Source organism: Myxacorys sp., assembly GCF_059501405.1.
The window spans coordinates 116,521-142,394 of the sequence record NZ_JCACCM010000144.1 but is presented as its reverse complement, the minus strand read 5'-3'; the positions used below and the strand labels follow the sequence as shown (position 1 = coordinate 142,394).

General features: G+C 48.1%; 5 protein-coding genes. 2 read left to right on the top strand and 3 right to left on the bottom strand.

Features of this window, described 5'->3' with window-relative positions:
- Nucleotides 1-129: 129 nt before the first annotated feature.
- From AC5I6P_RS19720 to AC5I6P_RS19710, 3 genes are all read right to left on the bottom strand, one after another.
- Nucleotides 130-1,647 carry a beta-barrel domain-containing protein gene (locus AC5I6P_RS19720; RefSeq protein WP_495695488.1) on the bottom strand — a complete coding sequence of 506 codons (1,518 nt, stop codon included), beginning with the start codon at nucleotides 1,645-1,647 and terminating at the stop codon, nucleotides 130-132.
- A 124-nt stretch (nucleotides 1,648-1,771) separates the two neighbouring features.
- Nucleotides 1,772-4,729 carry a peptidase domain-containing ABC transporter gene (locus tag AC5I6P_RS19715; RefSeq protein ID WP_495695487.1) on the bottom strand — a complete coding sequence of 986 codons (2,958 nt, stop codon included), beginning with the start codon at nucleotides 4,727-4,729 and terminating at the stop codon, nucleotides 1,772-1,774.
- Nucleotides 4,726-5,511, bottom strand: a complete 786-nt coding sequence (locus tag AC5I6P_RS19710; protein WP_495695486.1) for a peptidylprolyl isomerase — start codon at nucleotides 5,509-5,511, stop codon at nucleotides 4,726-4,728. Before AC5I6P_RS19710 ends, AC5I6P_RS19715 begins: the two co-directional genes overlap by 4 nt.
- Before the next feature lie 286 nt (nucleotides 5,512-5,797).
- Between AC5I6P_RS19710 and AC5I6P_RS19705 the strand changes: the two genes are divergently transcribed.
- Together AC5I6P_RS19705 and AC5I6P_RS19700 are read left to right on the top strand one after the other, a co-directional pair.
- Nucleotides 5,798-6,517, top strand: a complete 720-nt coding sequence (locus tag AC5I6P_RS19705) for a hypothetical protein (protein WP_495695485.1) — start codon at nucleotides 5,798-5,800, stop codon at nucleotides 6,515-6,517.
- 141 nt (nucleotides 6,518-6,658) lie between these two features.
- Nucleotides 6,659-25,874, top strand: a 19,216-nt coding sequence (locus AC5I6P_RS19700; RefSeq protein WP_495695484.1) for a DUF4347 domain-containing protein, incomplete at its 3' end; no start/stop codon positions are given.

Genomic DNA, 25,874 nt, shown 5'->3' with positions numbered 1-25,874 from the left:
GCGCATGCCATTGATGCTCTTTTCCTCCTCATACAATGAATTAGCTCTGCGGTTGGGGGGATCTTTGACCCACTTCGTGAGGAGGGCAGCAGCGATATTAATGATTGCAAGATAATAAAAGCGACGGAATTACCTAACAAATTTCATGCTTTCTGCTGTTTTGGTAAATTGGTCAGTAAAGATGCTCATGATCGTGCGGCTCCTGAGTTTGACATTTGCGTTCAGCGACATTCCTGACTGAAGCCGCACTTCTCGTCCATCTGCCATCAGCGATTGTTTTTCTAACCGAATTTTGGCGGGGAAGGTGTAGACAGGTTGAATTTGTGTGGGTGGTAATGCGTCTGACCCAATCCAAACGATCGTGCCCTTGATATCGCCAAATTCGCTAAAGGGAAACGAGTCAATACGAACATCCACTGCCATGCCTTCTTTGACAAACCCAATATCATGATTGGTAATCGATACTTTTGCGATCAGTGAATCATCAGGCACAATTTTGAGAATGGGTTCAGCTGGAGATGCGACAAATCCAGAGGTGTGAGCTTTGAGGTCAAATACAGTTCCGCTCACCGGGGCATTTAATTGGCTGTATTTTAGGGTTTGTTGAGATTGAGTAATTTGACTATCAATTTCTGAAATTTTCTTATTGTTTTCTACGATTGCTTTCGTTAGTTGACTATCAATTTCTGCAATCCTTTGGTCGTTATGAGCAATTTGCGCTGTGTTATCTTTACGATCTACTTCTAGCGTATTTTGAACTTTGACTTGTGATTGCGTGATCGCGGCTTCAATGCGAGCTTGCTCTTCAATTAATTGATCCACTTCCGATTGGTTTGTGGTGACTTCTTGCTGTTGCTTGAGGTATTGCACTCGCGAGATTGCTCCGCTTTCGGCAACAGGTTTCATATCCGTTAGAATCTTCTGATTGAGCGCCAACGTTTGTTTTAGCCCTACTAACTTAATCTGAATCTGACTCAATTGTCGGCGTAATTGCTCTGTATCTAGGCGAGCTGCGATCGCGCGACTATTCAGCTCTGCCTGATTTGACTGCAATCGCTCTTGCTGAGCTGAGGTGAGTAATCCTTGAGTTGAACCATCAAGTTGAGTTCTAAATAGCTGATTTTCTGCCACTAATGCCGCTCGGCTTTTGGTCAAGCTAAGAAACTGAGGCGGGATTTGCAGCTCTGAAAAGGCTACTGTTTTGCCCTGCATTTGCGCTTGGTAAAACTGATTTTCTTGCAGCAGTGCCATCCGAACTTGAGCCAGCGATGCTAACTGTGCTTGTGGGCTAGTTTGATCGAGACTGAGCAACAGATCGCCTCTCTTAATACGCTGCCCATCTTGAACATGAACGGCTTTCACAACGCCATTGACTGGAATCTGAACCTCTTTGACAGTGCCTTGGGGTTCTAGCTTACCTTGCACTGGAATCGCTTCTTCAATTTTAGAAAAATTTGCCCACAGCACAGCCGTAGTTGCCGTTACCATGAGTCCCCATAGGATGGCTTGTGACCACATCGAAGTTTGTTGCATCATCAGCGGATGCTCAAATGAAGGTGGTTTTGAAGGACGTTTAGGAGCAGAGGCAGACGTACCCGTTGCGCTAAGAGGGGTGTGATTTGGGGGCGGTTCGTTTGTTGCCGTCATAGGGTTTCCTGATCTGCGTTATATCAATTTAATGTTTGAATGCGAAATCGCGAAGAGACGTTTCAGCGAAACGTCTGTACGATGTTAGAGCAATCATCTTTTGCATTCATCGATGGATTTGGTATTAGAGCTGCGATTCTTGTTGCTGATAGAGGCAGTAATACAGTCCTTTCATATTCATCAGTTCGCTGTGCGTTCCTTGTTCTGCGATCGTGCCTTTGTCCATCATCAAAATTCGATCGGCGTTGCGAATCGTTGCTAATCGGTGAGTGATGAAAAAGACAGTACGTCCCTGGAAGACATCCATGAGGTTTTGACAGACTTGGCGTTCGCTGTGCAGATCGAGAGCACTGGTCGCTTCATCGAGAATCAGCAAGCGGGGGTTTTGCAGGACGGTTCGGGCGATCGCAATGCGCTGTCGTTGTCCGCCCGATAGTGCCGCTCCTCGTTCACCCACTCGTGTGTTATAGCCATTAGGCAAACTCATAATAAAGTCATGAGCATACGCCGTCTTTGCAGCGTCTACAATTTGCTCTGGCGTGGCATCGGGGTTGGTCAGAGCAATGTTCTCTTGCACAGTGGTATCAAACAGCAGCGTGTCTTGCAGCACCATACCAATCTGTCGTCTTAACGAGTACAGTTCAACTTTGTGAATGTCGTACCCGTCAATCAAAATTCGACCGGATTCTAAATCATAAAGACGGGGCAGCACCTTAGTTAGAGTGCTTTTACCCGCTCCACTTTGACCCACGACTCCAACAAATAGACCTGCCGGAATGTCGAGGTTCACGTGGTCAAGCTGTAGAGGAGTCGCAGGATTAAAGCGGAAGCAAACATTCTCATACTTCACGGATCCTGCGATCGCGGGCATCGGAATGTTTTGACGATCGGCTTCTTCGGTTTCTTGTGGGGTATCGAGAATATCGCTGAGTCGCTCTAGAGAGAGTGCCGTTTCCTGGAAGTTTTGCCAGAGTTGAATCAGACGCAGTAAGGGGCTAGTCGTGTATCCTGCAATGATGCGAAAGGCAATCAGTTGCCCTAAGGTGAGTTGACCTTGTAGAACGAGGTAGGCTCCGACCCATAGCAGCAGCAAACCAGAAAATTGGTTCAAAAATTGACTAAATGCGCCCGCTGTAGTGGACGTGAGTACGGTCTTAAAGCCAGCCGATACATATTGCGCGTAGCGGTCTTGCCATTGCCAGCGCGATCGTAGTTCAATGTTCTGCGCTTTGACTGTCTGAATGCCAGACATGACCTCAACCAGATAAGACTGAGTTGCCGCATTGCGTTCTGCTTTAGCGCGCGCCTGTTGACGAAGAATCGGAGAAACAGTGAGGGTAAGTAGCCCAAATATCGGCACTGTTGCCAGCGCTACGCCTGTCAGTAACAAACTGTAGAACAGCATGACAACAATGTAAATCACAGAAAAAACTGCATCCAACACAACTGTCAAGGCTGTTCCAGTCAGAAACTGACGAATATTCTCTAGTTCGTTGACGCGAGTTGAGAGTTCCCCCACAGGACGCCGCTCAAAGTAGCGCAATGGCAAGCGCAGTAGGTGATCAATGACCTCACTTCCCAGCGTCATATCGATTCGATTGGTGGTATCGACAAACAACAGGGTACGTAGTCCAGTCATCAGCGCCTCAAAAATGCCCATGATGACTAGCAAAAACCCAAACACATGCAGCGTGCTGGCGCTGTTTTGCACAATCACCTTATCGATAATCACCTGAGTAATCAGGGGATTTGCCAGGGTAAAGAGTTGCACAAAAAAAGACGCAATCAACACTTGGAGCAATACTTTGCGGTGCTGGATCACCGAGGGCAAAAACCAGTGCAGTCCAAACTTCTGTTTCGGTGTGTTCTTGGTGGGCTGCAAGAGCAACACTTCGCCTTCTTCACCCCACGCTTCGATGAAGTCCGCAGGTTTGCGCCGCTGAATTCCTTGTTCAGGAATGGCGAGCACTAATTCTTTCTCACTAGCTTTGTAGAGCAGCGCAAAGCCGCCTTGCCATTGCAGCATTACCGGAGTTTGTAGCCGACTCACCGCCGTTGATGGAACGGTTGCCAGTTGAGACGTTAATCCCATAAGTTCTGCGATCGCGCCGCAAAATTGCAGGGACAAGCTACCTGTTCGCGTCTGCTGATTGACCAGTGCTCGACGCAGCACATCTCGACGAAAGGGCATTTGCCAATGTTGGCTCAGCATCTGAAAGCAAGCAAGGGAGCCATCTACCGGACCTCTGCCCCGCACATAGGGATACTTCACTTTACGCCTAGGCGCGTCTTCGATGCCGTCCAGTGCAGGCGGAACCTCTGGTGCAAATGGAATGATATCGCTGGATAGGCGAGGGATATCCTCGATCGGTAAAGCCGGAGTTGGCGGTTGCAAGGAAAAATGAGGAATCCCGACAAGTCGAGCTGACTGGCTCTCGACTATCAGAACGGCGGGGGAATTTGCTGGCTCAAGGTGACTGGCGATCGCAACATTTGTTTTGCCCCCACTCAATAACCACAGCAAATTAGGATCAAGCTGACTCAGTGGTGTTTTGCCTTGAGCTACAGTCAGCACAACCGCTTCAGGAATTGTGCTTAGCGTCAGCGCTTTGAGGTCTATCTCTCCGATCGCCCGTCGTTGAACTTCTGCATTGAGCAAGTCATACAGTTCTGCTGGGTCGCAGTGCTGTTGAAAGGCAACCGCAAAATCTGGTTCTTGCTGAAGCAGGGTGCGAAATTCCTTGGCAGGTAAGGTCAGACAGAGCGATTCCATAGATGCGATCGCGGTTTCACATGCTACTCCCCGTACAAGCCCCACCCACCCTAAAATCGCACCAGGACGCAGCAGTTGCAACGTTTCAGGTAAAGCAGTTTGAGACCGATAACCTAGCAGTCTTGCCTGTCCTTGATAGAGAACCGTGATTTGAGCAGGCAGTGTTTCTCGCACGACGATCGCTTGTCCCATTCGGTAGCGCAACAGTTGCAGGTTGATGGAAAGTTGCTCTAATGCGTCTGGAGACAGTCGATCGAACGGGGGCGTGGTGATTAAAAAGTCGTAGATGGGGGTCTTGGTGGAGGTCATGCGTGGTTTGGGGAGAAAGAAAGCGATTCAGACACTGGTTCAGGCACTAATTCAGACAGAGATTCGGATAGTTGTACTTGCGCCAGTTGCTCTTGAACCCACGCTTCAAATAAGTTATCGAGCAGCTTTTGGCGCGTCGGTTCATCAAGTTGGGCAGAAATTAGTTTTTCTAGGCGTAAGATGACAAACCAAGGTTGAATGTGCATTGGCGGCAACAACTGACCAGGCTGACAACGGGCAAGCTGTTGAGAGATCGTCGGATGAGGCTGCGTGATGGGTACAGGTCCAACGAGTCCACCTGTTTCGGCTTCAGGTCCTTGAGAATATTGACGGGCAAGATCAGCAAAGGTCTGCTCACCCGCTTGGAGCCGAAAGTAAAGTTCTTGGGCAGTCTCAAACTCTGCAATGCGGAGGAGCGAGTAGACGACCTGATTGAGTTGAGACTTGCACGAGAGAAAGTGTGACTCAAGCTTGCCGCTCCAGTTGGCTTGCTTAAATTTTTCGATGCGAATGGGTCGGGTTGCAAGACTCTGTAGTTGATCCGCAGAAATACGAGTTTGCGTTAACCAAGCCTGACGCTCAGCATCGTTAGTAATGCGCTGAGCAACGTAAAACTGCCGCAAAGCATGTTCTGCTTCTTCTGCACTACATTCGATCGACGCGATCGCTTGATCAATCACAAGCTCGCGGCAAAGTTGGGGCAGCAATTGATAGCGAATCAGCAGAGGAATAATGTCAGTATTACTAACTATCTGATGACCGACTTGAAGGACTGAAGCCATGATCAGGGGGCAAGGCAAACGTTGCGTTAGAGGAACAGGTCTCGTTAGAGAATGCTTTAGAAAGGGGATTCTGAGCTGCATTTCTGTTTCAGAGTCCTCAAGCACTTTAGCAAATAGTTTTCAAGTTGAAAGTTTTTTTGTAGCCCAATAGACCAAGGTACCCAGTATTAATACGTAGAAATTGGATAATAAAAAAATCTTTTTACGTACCTATATTGATGAATGCCTCTATCTAAAGAAGTATTTTTCTATCACAAGCCTCCAAATACTACACAAAGCAAACTCTATGAATCAAAGTTTTCTGATTCAAGACTTAGTTATCTCGATCGTTGCTCAAGACTTGAATCCTTCGCTGATTAACCCTGATATTCTGAGATACAGCGGTGTGATTTCGGCAGACTGGGAATTGGCTCGTCCTCCCGCTTATACCAAGAAAACAGCGCAGGTTACGTTCACAAATGGTGTCAATATTATTGGCGAACCTAATCGCATCATGTTTGCAGAGTCGATCGCCGATAAAGCTCCTGGCTCTATTCTGGTAGCTGACGTTGCCCAAAAATATGCTCAAAGCTTACCGAATCTAGGGTTTAAGGGAGTCAGCATCGACGCTAGAGGTTATATTGCCCTTGAATCTACTGAAGGAGCATCAGAGAGCTATGTTACAGAAAAGCTGTTGGCTCCGGGTGCCTGGCGCGCTGAAGGAATGCAAGCTTCACTGAATTTAGTCTTTCAGTACGATCGCGCGCCTTTATACCTCACGATCACAGATGCATTGCTGAAAAAGAGTGATGAATCGACCACACCGATTGCCATGTTTAGCGGTAAATTTAACTACTCCATTGATGGCGAAACATCAGATGAAAAGCTGAACCAACTGCATCGCGCACTTGAAACAGTACAGGCCGACTTGACGCTTTACACCGATCTTGTTAGCAACAAATTTCTTGAGCAACCACCCCACTCCATTGGGGTTCCTAATCTATTTGCCCTCAGTGCTGCTGTTTAATTCAAACATTAAGTCAGTAATCAACTGATCCGGCTTTGACCTAATTTTGGGTGTGAAAAATTTGGTTGACCACGTTCAACTTGTGTTGTTCTGTGGTCAACCAAATTTCTGAGTGAGCTTTTTTTTACAAGGATAGGGACGATGAGCAAGTCGATCGCGTTTGTTGATGCTTCGTTGGCAAAACTGGGCTTGAGTTTGCCCAACTTTGAGGGTGAGGTTTATTTCATCCCATCTGGGGAAGATGGGGTTAACTACATCACTGAGGTTTTACACCAACAACAAGATCTTGACTCAGTTCACTTATTTTCTCACGGAGCAGAAGCGTCCCTTTTTCTTGGCCATGTTGCTCTCAACAACTCAACCATTCAAAGCTATCAAGCAGCACTCACAAGCTGGCAAGCTGCTCTCAAACCGGAAGCAGATTTATTAATTTATGGCTGTAATGTTGCTGCAGGAGCTACTGGAAAAGCATTTGTTAACCAACTCGCACAACTTACTGGAGCGAATGCTGCTGCGTCTGAAGATGTGACAGGCAACCTCAGTAATGGCAATGCGGACTGGAATTTGGAGTATGTTAACGGCGCGATCGCGACGATCGTACCTGCAATTACAACCCCTCAAAATCTAGCTCTAGCATACACCTATGTCAGCGAAGCTAATCCAGAGTATGATGCCGCCCGTGGTCAGAACTCATACATGAAGGAGGATGACACTGGGCTTGGGGAAGATCAAGAGACGTTAGGCTTATACGTTGGGTATCAAATTGACCTAGATGACTACAGCTTTGATTGGGATGACGAAGGACACCTAAAATTCTATCTTTCACCGTCTCTAAAAGTAATTACCTACGAGCATAACTTCTTTGGGCGAGAAGCTACTATTCAAGGCCCCGTCTGGGACTATGATGAACCCTACAATGACATTTCTGCTGTTAGAGTCTTTCTCAACGTTGACGACGATCAGGAATGGGTTACGGGTAAAGATGAAGGGACAACCCTTGATCTAATGGGCGGCGACGATGTTGGTGAAGCCAAGGGCGGTGATGATAACTGGCGTGGTGGTGCTGGCAACGACACACTTTATGGTGGCGATGGCAATGATGACTTGAGAGGTGAGTCGGGCAATGACGACCTGAGAGGTGAATCGGGCAGTGATACGCTCTATGGGGGTGATGGCAATGATGTGCTGTTTGGAAATGATGGTGATGACAGCCTCTATGGAGAAAGTGGAAATGACACCCTTCAAGGGGGTTCTGGCAATGACACGCTGGACGGCAGTTCTGGCGGTGACACCCTCTATGGGGGTGATGGCGCTGACATCATCAAAGCAGGCAGCGAGAATGACACGGCTGAAGGTGGATCAGACAATGACAGCATTGAAGCAGGTAGCGGTGATGATGTCATTAGAGGTGATGATGGTCACGATACCATCAGGAGCGAACAGGGCAATGACACGGTGTATGGTGGCAATGGCGACGATACCATTACCGATGATTTAGCATCAGGGGCTGGGGGAGACGATCGCTTCTATGGCGAAGCGGGTAACGACACGCTGCGCGGTGAGGAAGGTAATGACTACCTAGATGGTGGCGATGGCGATGACTACGTTGAAAGCGGCAATGGTAATGACACGCTGCTTGGAGGAACCGGAAACGATATTCTGGTCTATGGAAATGTCGCGAATGGTGACGTAATTGGAACCGGAAGGAATGACTTAAGCACAGGTGATTCGGAGATCAAAGTACCAACAGGCAGCGGTTGGCGTACTGCTTCAGGGCAAGCCACGGTTGATGGCGGTACTGGTACCGATACTCTGCGAATTGTTGGGGAGTATAGTGATTATGACATTACTCCAGAAGTTTTGCCATCTGGAGATCTTCGATTTACAGTCACGAATCGCGCCAACCCCAACGACAAAGTTGTTGCAACTAATATTGAGAACATTGAATTTTGGAACAACTACACGGTTTACAAAACTGACCTTCCCAATAAACGAGATTTGCATATTCGCAATGGTCAGGTATTGCCGATTCGGTATCAACTCAATGTTCTGCAAAACGCCTCCGAGCAACTCTACTCCAGCAAAGATGATCTAAGCGCTGAAACTTCTGAACAACTCCTAGACAATGGAGTACTTTGGAACAAAAATCAAATTGGTCAAGTTGAAATCCAGCTCAAAGATTGGAAAAACCCCACTCAAAACTATGTAATTGAAGGGGAAGCAGGCGAAGTCGGCTCGAAGCGAGATCAATACGTGCTGCCGAACGGATTAGCGGTTCGATATGAGCTAGTTGTGACTGGCAATTTTGGGCCCACAGAAGCGGAGTATCTCAGCGATAAACTCCGCTTTAAGCGCATTAACACTGAAACGGGTCGATCTCTCGATCAAACCGGAAGCGGATTCTCCTACATTATTGAGAATTTTGTCATTGTTCCTCCCGGCGAAAGTAAGGCAGTCATTAATGTTCTACCGATCGTCGATGAGATCCAAGAGGGAATCGAAACGGTTGAAGTCCGCATTGTTGCTGTTGATTCGGTAAATCAACCCACTGCGGGCACGGCTGCCACAAGCGCCTATTTTTACCAAGAAGGATTCTTATATCCCAGCATCGAAACGGCATCTGGGCAAGACTATAAAACTCAAAATAATGCTGAAAACGTTATTCAAGATGGCATCAACAAAGGCTATGTCCTGCTTCCAGTGACTTTGGGAGGAGATAAAGCTACGGTTGAGATCGCAGATTCGGGGCTATATCAAGCAGGGATTCGTCTCATTGATGACTACGGATTTCGGGTCAATGGTGAACTGAAACTCAATGAGCAAGGTAGCACCAAGCTTTACTTAGGATTAACAAGCCGTCCTCAGCAAGATGTGACCGTGACGATCGCCGGACAAACCTACACCTTCACCAGCGATCGCGACACGTGGAGTCAACTCAAAGAAATCGCTCTGACAGGTGCACCGGGAACTAACTTAACCCTTGATGTTAACTCTACTGATTCGTTCTACAACGCACTGCCCAATCAGACGATCGCTCTAGTCAATCAGCCTTCAAATCTCAACATCCCAGAGCCAGTTTCGCTTCAGTTGGGTGGTGGTAACTATATCCAGCTACCCAGTAATTTGACTTTAACTGGTAATTACGCGATCGAATTGTGGGTCAATCCTTCTTCTCTCACAGGCACACTGCTACAAAGCAGTGGCGGTGCTTTAAGCCTGGTGAACGGACAATTACAAGGTACAGGCGCGTTCAATTTTGTTGGTAACGACCATAACACGCTAAAAGCGCAAGAGTGGCACAAAGTAACGCTGCTGGCAGCGGGTACTAGTTTCCAAGTCTTTATTGATGGAGACAAAGCAGGCAGTCAAGCGATCGCTGCAAATACCAGCCTAACTCTACAAACAGTAGGCAGTAATACGAACGAATTTCAAGGACTCGTTAGCAGCCTGCAATTTTGGGATCAAATCGTTGCTCAAGACGACATCTACATCGGAACGCTGAAAGCGAAATACAACATTGATGAAGGCTCTGGCGTTACCCTCAAAAACCAAGCCCCTCTCTCAACGATCGCAAATGCAACCGCGTCTTACGTCAATACTGAGTCTGTGCTATGGGCACCAGGACTTCCGTTAGCAGAACCCGCTTATCAAGAAATGTTGTCGGATGAGGCGAAAGTCTTTGGCTTCGTCAACCGCAACTTTGATTTTCCAAAAGTATCGGTCAATGTTCCAGTCGATCAGCGCTCGATCGTAGAAGGAGGAGATTCCTTAGCCGCGTTTGAATTGCTACTAGATAAACCCGCTCCGCGCGGTGGAATCACAGTTAGCTTTAATCTCAGCAACCTGACGCTGAATGAAGATCCAGCACTGCGTCCTCGAGCCGACAGTGGAGAGGCATGGAAGGGCATTGATTTTCAGGTTCGCACCCAAATTAATGTCAACGGTACACTTCAGGAAAAAATTGAGTCGGTTGACTTTGGCAATGGGCTGACGACCTCTATTTACATTCCAGAAGGCGCACGCAAAGGAACGATTTTTGTCAATGCTCCTGATGATCTGCGAACTGAAGGAAATCAATCGATTCAACTGCAACTGACTGGAGTGAGTAACAGTGAGTCGAGTCACTACGTCCTCAACAGTAGCCAGAGCCAAGGCGCGATCACGATCGAGGATACAGACAAGCTTGCCGTAGAAATTCTCAGTCTTCAAAGCAGTTTCAGCTATGACACAGAGAACAATCGTGTTACCAATGTGAATCGTCTAGAGAAAACTGATTCCGTTGTTGTGCGCGAAGCAGATGATCAAACCGTAACTCTACGATTTAACGTTGATGATCTGCAATGGGATAGTCAGGCAATTCAAAACGCAACGATTCAAATTACCAATGCGGCTGGCTTAGCATTAAACCAAACGACACTTGATCTGTCCACAGAACAGAGATTTGGCATTATCTCTATCAAAGGAGAGTATGTTAACAAAAGACTCGACGGTATTTTGACGATCGGTGGAGTAGCGCGATCGTTCTCGGTTGTTCTGACGAAAGATCAAGAACTTGCAGATGCAGAAACGCTACGACTGAATCCGACAGCGGCAAACTACGAGGAACTCAAAACCACCTTTGAAAAAGGACATCTCCTCAACGATGCAGGCACATCTTTACCGATTCGAGTGCGTCAGTCGGGATGGAGTGAGTATGTTTATGTTCAGCTTTCATCGGCTCCTTTAGGTGGCGCAGGCAAGCAAGTTGTTATAGATCTAAACGCGACTGATAGCATTATTGGCACTCAAGAAGTTGAGCTATCGGCGCAAAAACTGACCTTTACATCGGCTGACTGGAATCAACCCCGTCTAGTCGGAGTACGCGGAGTTGATGACGCCTTTAATGATGGCGACCAGCAAGGGCAAATCGTCGCTTCGATTTCAACCGATTCTACTCAAACAACAGACACTGCTTATCAGTTGGGAGGCGATAGTGCTCGGATTCTCTATCTCAATGCAGGGCAGCCTCAAGAAGCTGCTGAACTGACTGAGCAGGAGGTGGCAGACCTCTACCAACCTGAAAATCCGAGTAAGCCGAACTACCAATTCCAAAAGAATCCGCAAACTACCGATTTAACCATCCCAGAAGGGCAAACCGCCCAGATTGGAATTACAGCAGACACCACTAGCCAAACAGGACAACTTAAGGGACGGTTCAAAGTCCTTCAAAGCTCTGTATCGAGCGCTCTGCATCTGAATGGACAACAGGATCATATTCACTTCAATCAAGACCTGAATTTGGGCAATGCCTTTACAGTTCAACTGGCGTTCCGGTGGGATGGAACCAGTGATCAAGGGCAGCCGATTCAACTCGTGCATACCCGTGATGGCAATGGCGATTTATTCTTGACCTCGACGGGTCTTTTGGAAGCGCATTTCAAAAATGCTCAGGGTCAACTGGTGGTCGTGAAAAGCACTACCCCTCTTCGCGCCCAAGAAGAATATTCCATCAACTTTGCAACTGATGGGCTAACCACCAAACTCTATGCTAATGGAACCTTGATTGGTTCAGGACAAATCAGTGCGTCTACGCCGATCTCACCTGTTACAGTCGATTCTCTCTTTGGCAGTGCAAACATCACTCAAACCGACAACCTCAAAGGCACGGTGTACGGTGTTCGGTTCTGGAACCGTGAGTTACAGCCAGCTGAGATCCGTCGCTATTCGCAAAGTTTGCTCAATCCTTCTTTTGTTGCGTTTACGTTAGATCAGGCAACTAAGCAGGTTCGAGTCAGTCTCAATCGCGATCTGATCACTCACGCCCCGACTAGCCCAATTCATCTTTTCTTCCGTCGCTACACTTACACCGGAAATACTACTGAACCCGATGTTTCTCAAGTTGAAGTGGTCTTTAATCAGGGCAACTGGCAAGACGCGCTGAACGTGCCGTTTGACTTCAGCACAAGCCAGTCTTTGCTCGATGATGTCCGAATGATCACCGTTCAAGGCAAGAGCGAAGATGGCCAGGCGAAAAGCTTTATTTACAACGTTGGCAATACGTTTGATCTAGAAAATCTCCGTCGTAACAGCTTGATCGGAGAGCTATCGCTCACCAGTGTGAGTGCATTGGATCTCAAGTCAGACTTCACCTCGCTTGAAAAGCAGCAGGGAAGCATTTTAGCGGGTTTAGCAACATCTCTGAGTCTTTACAATCGTAGTGCTCAAACCACGAGCGGCGTTCTCAAAGCAGATTTGTTAGGCAACCAACTCACCCTGACTCAAGCCGATTCCTCTGGAACAACGCAGGTTAATTATGAAGGCTTGCGGATTAGCGATCGCTTCTACTTCCGCACCCCGATCGCAGGAACGCGGGATCAGCTACAGGCGTTTGCTCAGTCGATCGGAGGTCGCCTAGCAACCGTCAACGAGGAAGGCTTAAACGCTCTACTGACCGAGAGCTTTACCCGCAACGGCAGTATTGTGATTGGAATGCAGAATACTGGCATCTGGCAAAGCGGCGACTCAGTGGCAGAAGATTTATTCTCCTGGCAAAAAACATGGATGCCCGGCGAGCAACAGCCCAACGGAGTCAAAGTTGATGCGAATGGGCAGTGGCAAGCCCTCAGCACCGGAGAAACTGCCTACGGACTCGTTGAAGTTCCCATTCCTCGCGCCGTGTGGAATAGTGCAGTGGCTAGCCATACTGAGGGAGAAGATGCAGCAACATCAGGCGTTGATTTTCAGAATTTAGAGGGTACAGCCGTCAAGAAAGGAAGGTCTGCAACCTTTCCCCTCTCTGGCGATCGCTATGTGGGCGATCGTCCGACCATTATTGCGGCTGACTTCACAGGCGACCAAAAAGCCGATCTGCTCATCCTCTCTGAAAGTGCAGGGGCACAGTTCTACGAAAACACAACGGCAATTAACGGCGAACTGACCTTTACTCCTCAAAGCAGCACTCAGCCAAAAGTCGATGTCGAGGTTCTGGGCAAAGATGTTAACGGCTCAGAAGCACGTCTGGTAGATGCTGATAATGACAACGACTTGGATCTCGTTTGGAGCCGTGATGGTGGTCTCGTTGTTCGCTTAAATCAGTCCACGAATGGAATTGCTTTTTCTGACCCCACAACTATTGTTCCTCTGCTCGACCAAAGTACAGGCATCATTGGATCAGGGCAACCCGGCAGCATTGTTGCCTTTGACTTTGCGGATATCAACCAAGATGGCGCAAAAGATCTCACGATCGTTGATGCGAACAACCAGCTTCAAACATATTTCGGTAACCCAGCATTTGATCTGCTGCATGGCTTGCAGAAGCTACCTGATGCCGAAAATCCGTTTCGCAACATTGCCTTGCCTCAAGGTACGCCACTCGGGCTAAAGTTTGCCGATATTGTTGGAGACAAAACCCCAGAACTATATGCTTACGAACGCGATGGTGGTAATGGTAGCTATTTCCGCTTCTTCTCGTCTGAGCGAGTGGGAACCCTCAACGAGATTCTCTACACCGATCGCACCTTTGGTGATCCCATCACGAATCGGGCACAGCAAATTGGGGATCTAGAGAGCCTGACATTTTTAACCGATCGTGGAGTCGATTCGGTTTTCCTCAGTCTCGATAATGCTCATTATCAGTTCGGTACTCTGGTTAGCAAGAGCAATGAGATTGTCTTCGACGGGACGACCCAATCTGGATCGCAAGCTCTCCTCAATCTAGTGACGCTGCAAGATGGCGTTGTTGAAACCGATGAGCGCCTAACACTACAGCTTCTACCCACCGATGATCTCAGTGTTGAATCAGGAATGGATCAAACGGTTCACATTACGATTCAAGATGATGATCGTCCGGGTGTTTCTCTAGAGTATGTTAGTGGTAATGGGCAGACAGCTCAAACGATCGCCAGCCACATTACAGCCTCAAATAATCCCAACCTTGCTCTAGTTGAAGGACAAAAAAGTGAGGGTTTTTATGTTCTGCATTTAGACTCTCAACCTCAAGCAAACGTAAGTCTCAAAATTCGCAACACAGATAGCGATCGCTTGCAGCTAGAGCGGATTTATCCCTTTGCTGTGACGGTCAATGCAAACGGCAGCCTCACCATACAATCTCGCCTCGCCAATAGCCAAAACGATTACACCCTCAGCTTCAAATCCAAATTGTTGCAGGGCATCCCCGTTCGGAATGCTCAAGGGGCTTATACTCTGCAACTTCAGAGTTCCTACACGACACAACTGCAAAGCGCGATCGCGCTTAAAACACCAGAAGAGATTCGCACCTCTCCCACAGTGCAGAATCTGTTGAGACAGATTGGCATTCAGATTAGCAGCAATGACCCCACTTACCGAGTTGGAGCCAGCTTCAATGCCAATCAACTGCTACAAGAGCGAATTAGCGTTTCTCCCAAAGAAGAAATGCTGCTACAAGTTCGTCCGAATAGCTGGGAGCAGAAAATTCTGCTGCGCCCGGTCGCTCCTGACAACTTAGTAGACAATCATCAAGATGCTGATCCGCGTTTAATCATCAGCATCGATAGCAATGATCCAACCTATGGATCATTGCCAGTCTTGCAGGCAGTTGTGCCTGTTAGCGACAGCGATCGGGCGGGCATTAATATCAATCAACTGAGCGACATTCGAGAAGGGGTTGATGGAGGTCAGTTCCAAGTTAGCCTCAACTCTAAGCCAAAGGGTACAGTTCTAATTACCCTCCAGCCTGGTGCGGTGCGGGGTGAAACTCCTACGGCGACGGATGCAGAAGGCAACCCTGTTCTTCCGGCTCATACCTATGTTTTGATCAACGATGCTATGTCTTGGCAGCAGGCACAGCAACGAGCGTGGGAACTCGGCGGGCATCTCGTCAGTATTGCGTCGGCTGAGGAGCAGCAGTTTTTACAGGAAAAGTTTGGCACTCAGCTAGCGGGTAGCGATTTCTGGATCGGTTTACAGCGTCAGAACTGGACGCAATGGACAGACCACACCGATGTTACTTACCAAAACTGGAGCAATGCCCAACCTGATAATGCTGCTGGAGCAGAACATTTCGGTTATGCGTCCAGCACCGACTGGCAATGGAGAGATGGCGATAGCAGTCTGAAACTGCCATTCATTGTAGAAATCGATAGCCCTGATGATAGCGCGATCGCGCTTGACAAAAAATACTACGGCGACTCAATCCAACTGGAGTTTAACGAAGACAACTGGAATGCGCCGCAAACCGTTAAAGTGCGGGCAAAAGATGATATCCATGTCCGGGGCGACTACCAGAGCTTTGTCTATGCCGATGTGCGATCGGACGATCCAGACTATGCCGGTAAAGCCGTTGATCCGGTGACTATTCAGATTCGCGATAACGACCTGCCCAAGGTGAGTGCTTACACGGTTCTCGATGCAGGCGAACCCGGACAAATCGGCTTCTTTGGCTTAAAGCTCAATACCGATCAAGTCAGAAACCCAGAAGGGCTGCGAATCTACTACCGGGTCAAGGGCTGGCAAACGGCTCCAGCAACGCAAGGCGAAGACTACCAGAACTATGTTGATCTCACGCCCCAAGAGATCAACTACGTCACCGTTGCTCCCGGTCAAGATCTTGCCAACGTTGTCATCTTTCCGATCGACGATTACATCGCAGAAGGGTTTGACATCACCTTCAAGCCGAATGGTGTGAATGTTGTCTCTGACCAAATTACGGCTCTAAAGCACCGTCTGATTCAAGGCTCAAGAGTCGCATTTACTGTCGATGGCGGGAGTGGAACGCTAGCAGAAGGGCTGTCTTCTGATAACGTCTACTACGTCAAGGTGATTTCAGAAGATGTTATCCAACTCTATAACGATGCAAACCTAACTCAAAAAGTGGACATCACATCGGCGGGGGCAGGCACAACTCGCTTACTAGATGCCACAGGCAAAACAGCCGCAGAAGCCAAAGCAAACACTAAGCGGTTTGAAGCCGTTGAGCTAGAGATATTGCCCGACCCCAATGGCACAGCCCCTGGTTATCAGCTTGCACCGATCGATACCAAAGCATCGGTTCGAGTCTATGACAATGAGGAAGTTGGTTTCCGGTTTATTTTGTCAGGTCAGCAAGTCGTCGATAGCAGCAATCCGGCAGACAAAGGCTACTTGACGATCGCGGAACATCCAGACCTAGATAACAACGACGAGTTTTCGGCGGCAACCTTCTTAGTACGTCCTCTGTCTGATCCTGGCAATACCACTGGAGGAGCCCCGAACTGGTTAGCACTCCGCTTTAACCCCCGTTGGGATCAGAACGTCAGCCAGGAAATGCAGGTTCACTTGATGGATGAGCCTAAATTTGATGAAGAAACCGGAGAAGCAACCGTTACGATCGCGGCATACGACTCGTGGGGACGCAAGATCAAGTTTTATCAGCTTGATCCAGATGCAGAACCGGGTTCAATTCCAGAACTGACTGACGAATTAGAAGTCACCGTTACTGAAGACACCTGGGGAGAACCGATTCAACTGAAGAGTGCCGTCTTTTTTGACACGAATGGCAACGGTGATTGGGATGCAGGTGAACATCGTGGCGTTACCCTGAGTGATAGCAGCTATTTCTTCTGGGATGATGCGAACGATGATGGAATCTATGACGATAGCGAAAATACTGATCTGAGTCAGTTTAATGTCGGTATCGACAAGGTGAACCAAAATGTAGCGCTGTCAGATTTTGATCTCGATGGCGATGGTTTCTTGACGATGTTTGAATTTGGTCAGCGCCCGGATCAGCAAGACGGCTGGAAGCTAGTTTCTGAACTGGGAACCGCGAAGGCAGTTGTCGTGGATGACGGTGATCAGGTTAACCGAGTTGAAATTGTTGGAAGCAACGATGTTTCTGTAGGTCGCTGGTCTAGTTTCTCCGTCTTTACATCGTTCCAATCTGATGATCCCGATATCGATATCAAACTGACGGCAGAAGATGGCGTACCGGATGATCTTTCCCTGCCACCCAGCTATGGCTCTGATCCGTCCTGGAAAGATAATTCCATCTACTTTGACAGCAACAATTGGGCACGCTTCCAGCGAGTCAAGATTACCGGACTCGATGACCAGGATTTAACCAAAACTCTGATTGATGGGGAACTCGTTCCAAATGATCTAGGCTACGACATCGATCGCGTCTTACCGCTCGACATGAAGGTATACGAAGGAGAAGGCAAAACCGGGCTCTACGCAAAGAAATTTGACAATGCCCAATCTCCTTTGGTGCTCACTGTCAAAGACCGTCGATTGGAGAATGATGTTGTTGCAGGTTCCCTCGATCAAGGCTTTTCTAGCTTAGAAAAAGCGATCAATAATTATCGCTTGCCTCTGATTGGTCAACTCTCTGGTAAGTTGCCTCCCTTTCTCAGTGACTTTATTCGATCGTTTACCGAAAACCTGGATAAGCAGCGATATATCACAGGTCCTTCTCTCGCTAGAGCACTCAGCGATGCGCTCAGCGAACAGCTAGAAGGCACAGGTGTAGAGGTTGAGGTTGAATACGACGCAAAGGATCAGAAAGTCAAGATCAACCTGGCATTTGGACAAGACTATGACCTGTTCAAAGTAGCTCTCGATGCCGATTTGGGATTACCGGCTCTGGGATTAAAGACTGAAGGATCATTGTCTTCTATCTTCCACTTCGATTTGCGAGTCGGCATGACGCTCGATCTCAAGGAAAGATCATTCCTCCTAGATGTGTCTGAAGACGAAAAAGGAACCAGTCGAACCGGAGCGGATGCCGCTGTTTTCCTTGACCTCAACAACTTTAAAGCAACAGGCAACATCGCCTTTTTACGAGCAGAACTACAACAAATTCCGCTCGATGACTTCATCAATGGGCACAAACCTCAGGTGACCATTTGGCTAGAAGACGATCCCATTTTTGCTTCAGGAACAGAAAGCCAGACGGTTAGAATTCGCGCCTACGATGTGAGCGGTGAAGCGATCGATCTAAATTTGACCTCCAGCGATACATTCGCCGCTTACACCAAGACTGAGGACACATGGAAACATCCCATGATTCTTCAGGGAGTCGGCTACGACGACATTGACGAACTTTCTGTCGAGTTCAACGGACAAACTCGCCGCTTTCGAGTCAACTGGAAGGGTGAAAAGGAAATTCAAGGCTTAAAAGTTGACGCAGAACTGTTTGATCGTGATCCTCAAAGCTTCTTCCAAGAATATGACGGCGAGAAGAACATTCTAGACACCTTAGAAAAAAATGCAGAGTCTGAAGGTCTACTCGCTGAGGGCGATACGCATAGCGAAGGAGCTTTAGGCATTGGCTTCTCATTGCTTCAGAAGAAAGCCGTTGATGTCGATGTCAAGCGCAAGTACGAATTTGAAATTGAGGCAGACTCGAAGGAACAAGGTATTCCGACCTTATACACCGGAGATAAAGAAGACGGAGCTGACAACTTAGATGCCTTTTTAGAGGGTGAAGGTCCTCAAGAAGGCTCAGTGTCTATCACCTTGGGAGGCGTTGACAACAACTCTGAGATTCCCAACTTCTTCACGGTCAAACTGTATCGAGTGATCGATCCAAACCGTGACCCCTACTCGGGTGACGCGATCGACGATCCAATTTACTTCCCCAATCAGAAACTAGTTCCGCTCAACTTCACGTTAGGAGCAGGAACCGTAGATCCCGAAGACCCACAGCCAGAAGATCCGCGTCTACCATTGCGTCGTCAGCTATCGGTGGGCGGTACAAGTAACTCTTACAACTTTAAAGAGTTCAATGGTTACGGAATTGACTTTGCCACGGGCTCCCTTGCGGGCGATATTCCGCTCGGTAGCGATATTGTCTTTCAAGTGAGTAAGGGACTGCAAGACGGTCTTCCTTCCGGGAAGATGTACTACATTCAGCCCTTCAATGACGAGGATGAGGTCATTCATCAGGTCATGAACTTTATCGAAATTAGTGGAGCGGCTCCAGAGGCTGGCGCTTTGCCTCCAGAGATTATTGTGATTGACCCCGATGCAGCCGAGAACAATGATCCGAACCTTAAAGACGAGAAAGATCCCCTGCCTGACACGTATATCCTTCAAGGAGATAATGTCAGCCTTAGCGATGGGCAGACCAAAAAGACAGCAATTTTACTCAAGAACTCTGAGGGTTTCGTTGTCAAGGCTGCTCCAGCACCAGCGACAGGTGGTACAACAGGCGGTACAACAGGCACGGGTGGAGGTGCGACTCCTACCACTCCTGAACCCGCTGCCGAAGATACCTACGAAATCGATGAAGTTGGCATTCCAACACGAGAATCTGAATTGAGTGGGTCTGAGTTTAATGGCACCAAACTGAAAGAACTCTTTGACTACACTCTAAATGGAACAGTTGGAGCAGCCTTTAATCTCAAGACCTCGGTTTCTGGAAATACATCGTTCCCATCGGTCAGCGTAGATCTGGGGTTAGCAGGTCAAGCTGAGAAAACAAAAGGTGAAGATGCCAATCTATCTCTCACGATCGGCTTAAAAGATCTTGGCTTAGATCTAGGCAGTTTCCTAACCAAGTTCGCAAAACCTGTTCTTGATGGCATTGATCAAATTCTTGAGCCAATTAAACCCTTAGTGAAGACGCTCAGCACCGATGTTGAACTTCTGAAAAAACTAGGACTTGCAAACTTATTTGATAAAGACGGAAACGGCCAAGCTTCTATTCTCGAAATTGCGCTTACCCTCTCTCAGCTAGCCAAGAGAGGTGGTGCAACCAAGTATGCTGACTTCTTTGAAACAGTAGTCAAAGTCATTGACTTTATCGAAACTCTTGAAAAAGTCAACGCGAAACTGGCAAAAGGAGACAATCTTGTTATCCCCTTACTAGATGAATATCATCTCCAGTTGACTCCAAGCAAACCTGCGGAAAAGCAACCTGGAGCAACCGGAGAAGAAGCTGGAGGAGAGACTGGGGGAGCAACCGGAGGAACGGCAGCAGCCGAAAAAGGATTGCCGACGCCTGCAACTGAGACTTCGACGATCGAACACCAGGCAACTGCTCCAAAACTTCCTGGAACAGAGGGGTTAGCAGAAGAAGCAGCCAAATCCTCAAATCCCACTGGCAAAGATCAAGCAAGTTTATTAACGAAGCTAAAGAACCTCAAGGGCTTGAAGTTCCCCATTCTGGAAGATCCAGTCAGCATCGTTAATTTGCTGTTTGGCAAGGATGTGAACCTCGTACTCTACAATTTGCCAGAACTCAAGCTAACGTTTGAGCTTGAGAAGAAGTTCAATTTTCCGCCCTTTCCTCCAGCCTACGGAAAATTGGCAGGACGCTTTGAAGTAGGGGCTAATCTTGGGTTTGGGTTTGATACCTACGGGTTCCGCCAGTGGGCACAAGATGACTTTGCGCTTAAAAAAAGCTACCAAATTTTTGATGGCTTCTTCTTACAAGACTGGACACTTGAAAGCTACCTGTCTAGTGCTGATCCAGAGGACAAACCGGAACTGTATGCCAACGCAGAAATTGAAGCGGGGGCTGGGGTAGATCTAGCGCTTGCAGACTTCTATCTGGGAGGTGGACTTGGTGCTGATGTCAATTTCGATTTAGAAGATAAAGGCGAATATGGCAGTGATTTAGGCACTAGCGACGGCAAGGTGCGGGGTTCAGAAATTATTGCAGGCATTAGCAACCCTCTGTCGCTCTTTGAGCTATATGGACGAATCTACGCTTTCCTCAAAGCATCTTTAACGCTGGGTGTATCACCCTTTAGTTTCGATGTGTTCAACGAGAAATTTGAGTTCCCACTATTTCAGTTCCAGATTGGTGGTGCTCAAAAAAGCGGTAAGGCAGTTCAATCTGAAGTGGTGGGTGGAACCGTCTTCTTTGACTCTAACTTCAACATGAAGCTCGATGAGGGCGAGGCTTGGACACTCACTTTAGGAGATGGCAGCTACACCTTTGGCATCGACACAGCTGAATTAGATGTGGATGGTGATGGCGAACTCACGTTAGTCGATGGTCAGATTGTGGTCATTGGGGGACGAGACAAAGAGAGTGGTTTACCGATCGTCAGCCCGATGGTTGCAACACCCGAAAGTAGCATCGTTTCACCCTTGACGACGATGGCTACCGAAATGGCGATCGCAAGCGGTGGCGACCTGACCGCTAGCACAACTAAGCTGAAAGCCTTCTTCAATCTGCCAACTACTCTTAATATCAGCACCTTCGACCCGATCTCTGCCATTCGTAGCGGAACCTTGGAAGAAGCGGCAGCAGGGCTTCAGGTTTACAAGAGTCACATTATCCTTGACTCACTGCTCTATAACCTGACACGGGTTGCAGGGGGCTACGAAACTAATGGCATTACGGCAGATCTCGTAATCGAGATGGTGGGCTTTATTGGCAATGCGATCGATGACGTTGTGATTAACAGCAATCAATCCTATGCCGATCGTCTAGAAACCTTTGTGCAGCAAACCATCGATCGCTACTACCAGGAAGAGATTTTGCCTGACCTGTCTGGTGCAGCTCGAACGGAAGCTCAAATCGAGCAAGGCACGATCGTGCAAATTCTCTCAGACACGTATCAAAAAGTGGCAGGAGAAGCAACACTGACCAATCCAACCCTTGACACGATTCATCAAGCCTTTGAAGATCTCACACCGCTGAAGACCGCACTAAAAACCAGTCTACCTGGCACCCTTGATCGCTATCAGCAGAGCTTTATTACGGCGGCAGAAGCCACTCAGCAAACAACTCAAGCGATCGCGCAAGCGTCTAATCAAGCTCCCGACATTGATGGAACCAAACTCTACGCTGCCTTCACTGCTTACGAAGGCGCAACCGTTGCTCAAATTTTCGGATCGACCTTTTTGAACCAAGACCCAGGCGATAGCTTCTACGGAGTCGCGATCTCGGGTTATGTTCCTCAAGTCAGTCTTGGCGATTGGACGTACTACAACTCGACCCAACAGCAGTGGGTTGTGCTTGACCAAACGATTACTTCCCAATCAGCGTTGGTTCTTAAAGCGAGTGATCAACTCCGGTTCGTTCCACGAAGTAATGCAGGCGGGCAGCAAACGCCTCCTCTGTCTGTGCACTTGATTGATCGAAATGGACAAAGCTCAGATCAGCTTCTGCAAACGGGCGATCGTCTTAACTTAAATACCGCTGATCCCAACGCCACGCCTGTCGGAGGCGCATCTCCTTTCAGCGAACAAACCCTTAACCTATCTATCGGAATTACAGTTCCTACCACTACTATGACGACTGCACCCACTCTGACTGCCACGATCGCTGATATTGAGAATGCCATCTCTGTCTTTGAAGACAGCCCTTCTAACCCATTGATCACCTTAGAAGGCGCAACCGTTGCTTCTTTGTTTAGCCAATACTTTGCTCCTAATTCCGTCTATTCAACGGTATCGGGAATTGCCATTAGTGACTATAAGTTCAGCCCTAGTCAAGGCAAGTGGCAATACAAAGAGGGCGCAGACTGGATTGATATCCCAGAAGTAAATCGACAAACCGCTGAAAATCGGCATTTCTTGCTCAGTGCCAATTCTTTGCTTCGCTTCGTTCCGGCTCCCGACTACTTTGGCGTTGCAACGAATTTATCTGTAAACCTGCTAGATTCTCGTGTAGCGGTTACATCGGGGAGCAGAGTTAACATCACAACCGAGCCAAGCTACAGCAACAGCTACACGAACATTCTGCAATTCCAGACTCAAATTGATACGGTCAATGATGCTCCTGTCAGCAGCCTCAGCTTTACCTTTAACCAGACTGATGCGGAGCGCATCAATGACAGAAGATCTCCAACTTCAGCCGAACTCAATCCACCTGCTGGACGCAGTGATCTCTATCCTGCACCGATTAAGGTTGAAGGATTGCTCGGAACAATTCAGAAGGTGACCGTTACACTCAAAGGGTTGAGTGCAACCAGAGCTAACAATCTAGATATTTGGCTAGAAGGACCTCAAGGGCAGCGAGTGATTCTGCTTTCAGATGCAGCAGACAGTAGCCCGATTAGTAACTTAACGCTCAGCTTTGCGGATGGTCAATTCCCTGATGCTTTAGCGCTGTCGCCCCTACAAAACAACAATACCTACCGACCAACTAACAACTCTGTCACCAACGATCCAGATCCAACCGAGTTCACTGGAGCGCAAACGTCTTTCTCGCAAATTATTGGATTGGATGGCAAAACCTTAAATGGAGACTGGAAACTCTACGTTCAAGATGATACGGATAGTGGTACAGATGACGCTAACTTCGGCAGCTTACTCAACGGCTGGAGTATCACTTTCGATCGCCAGGATGGTAACTTTAGCGCGATCAATGAAGACAACACGAGTACTCCACAAGAGTTGACGATTGAGCAATTGTTTGGCAGCCGTTTTACTGACAAAGATAGCAATACGCTGAAAGGGGTTGCGATCGTTAGCAATGCAGCGACAAACGCTCAAGGAGAATGGCAATACTTTAACGGCACTGCTTGGATAGGGATATCCTCTGACCTAACCGAAACTCAGGGATTGTTGCTGTCTCCTAGCACAAAACTACGTTTCTTGCCTGGGAGAAACTTCAATGGGCAAGCTGGAGCCATCGCTGCACGTCTCGTCGATAGCTCTTACTTTGACTTTACCGTTGGAGCGATCGCAGATGCCCGTTTCCAAACGTCAGGCGGTCCGTTTAGTCAGGCAATCATCAGTAAAACGATTCAGATCAATCCTCTCAATGATGCGCCGACGGTGATCAAAGATGCGGCACCAACCTTTCCCACCTTCTTAGAAGACACCACAGACGATGCTCGCACTGTTGAGGCGCTCTTCTCGTCCTCGTTCCAGGATTTAATCGATGCAGGAAATGCTAACCAAAATACCTTCATCGGTGTTGCCATTATTCAGGACTTTCCTACCCCTAATTCAACTGGAACGAAAGCCACCGAGCAGCAGCTTGCTTATCAGAAAGGCCATTGGGAGGTTTACGATAACCAGCAAAGCAAGTGGTTACAATTGCCGAGTGATTTGAGCCAGACCAATGCTTACCTCGTTCCCAAAGCCACCAAGATTCGGTTCAAACCTTCCCTCAACTACAATGGAGACATTGCCCCTCTAACGGCTTACTTGGTTGACAATGGTGCAGGAACGTCGATCGGTCTTGGGCAACGAGTGAATTTATCGACAGTCGGTATCGGAGGAACCACTCGCTACACCGAAACGACCGTCACTCTGACAGGCAAGATCGAAGCGCTCAACGACTTCCAGCCAGTTGCTAAAGACTATGCAACTGCGGTTCGGCTCACCTCAATGGGGCAAGACGAAGATGTTGACGCTCCGATCAAAACAGTTGACGCTCTTTTCGGTGCTCGCTTCTCAGATGCCAATTCAGGGATTGCTGATGGATCGGATGGTGATCAATCTACCTTTGATCAAACTGACAAAGCCAATCATGGCATTCTGGCTGATGCAGGATTCTGGGGCATTTTGATCACGGAGATTCCCTCAATAGCATTGGGTAACTGGCAGTACAGTGCGGATGGAACGAGCTGGGTTTCTGTATCGGGGTGGACGGCAGGTAGTGGGTTGTATCTACCCAAATCCTATCAACTTCGCTTCAACCATGCAGGAACGGATACTAATGTAGAAGCTCCTCCGTTAAATGCTTATCTAGTAGACACTAGCGTTCTTGATACCAATATCAATACAGGGGTGGCTCAATTGGGTACGCTAGCGAGTCCCAAGGCTGCGATCGCGTCTGCCATCCCTCAACCAAACCGGGCTGGAGAAGCAAGTCCGCTCAGTGCTAATTTGCTCACCTTAGCGCAGGCGGTAATTGCTCGAAATCATGCCCCTGTGGCAGCAGGTGAGACGACTTTAGCGGCGATCGATCTAACGATCGCGGATTCTACCGGAGCAACAATTTTAAGTCTCTTCTCGGGCAACTTCAGCGATTCAATTGACGCAGGCACCCTAGCGGGTATTGCCATTACTGCAAATAGTGCAAATCCGAATGAAGGGTATTGGCAGTACTCTACAAACGGCGGGGCTTTGTGGCAATACATTCCCACCACAAACCTATCTGATGCCCATGCTTTTACCTTAAAAGCAGATGCCAACACCAAACTACGCTTCTTACCCAAAGCCAACTACGTTGGTAAACCTAGCGACCTAACAGTGCGGTTGATTGACAACAGTGCGATCGTCAGCAATGGCGAACTTGGAATAGATGTTTCTACAAACGGTGGCAGAACTCCTTATAGCCAGAAACTAGTTAACCTCAGTACTAGAATCGATCTAGAACGTTCTGGCAGTGTTGCTCTGGTAGGAGATGCTCAGAAGACGCTATACGTCGAGGCGAATGGAGTTCTACAGACAATTCTGCTGAACCAGAAATTGGTAGGAGCCGACATGTATGCGGGATGGCAAGTGC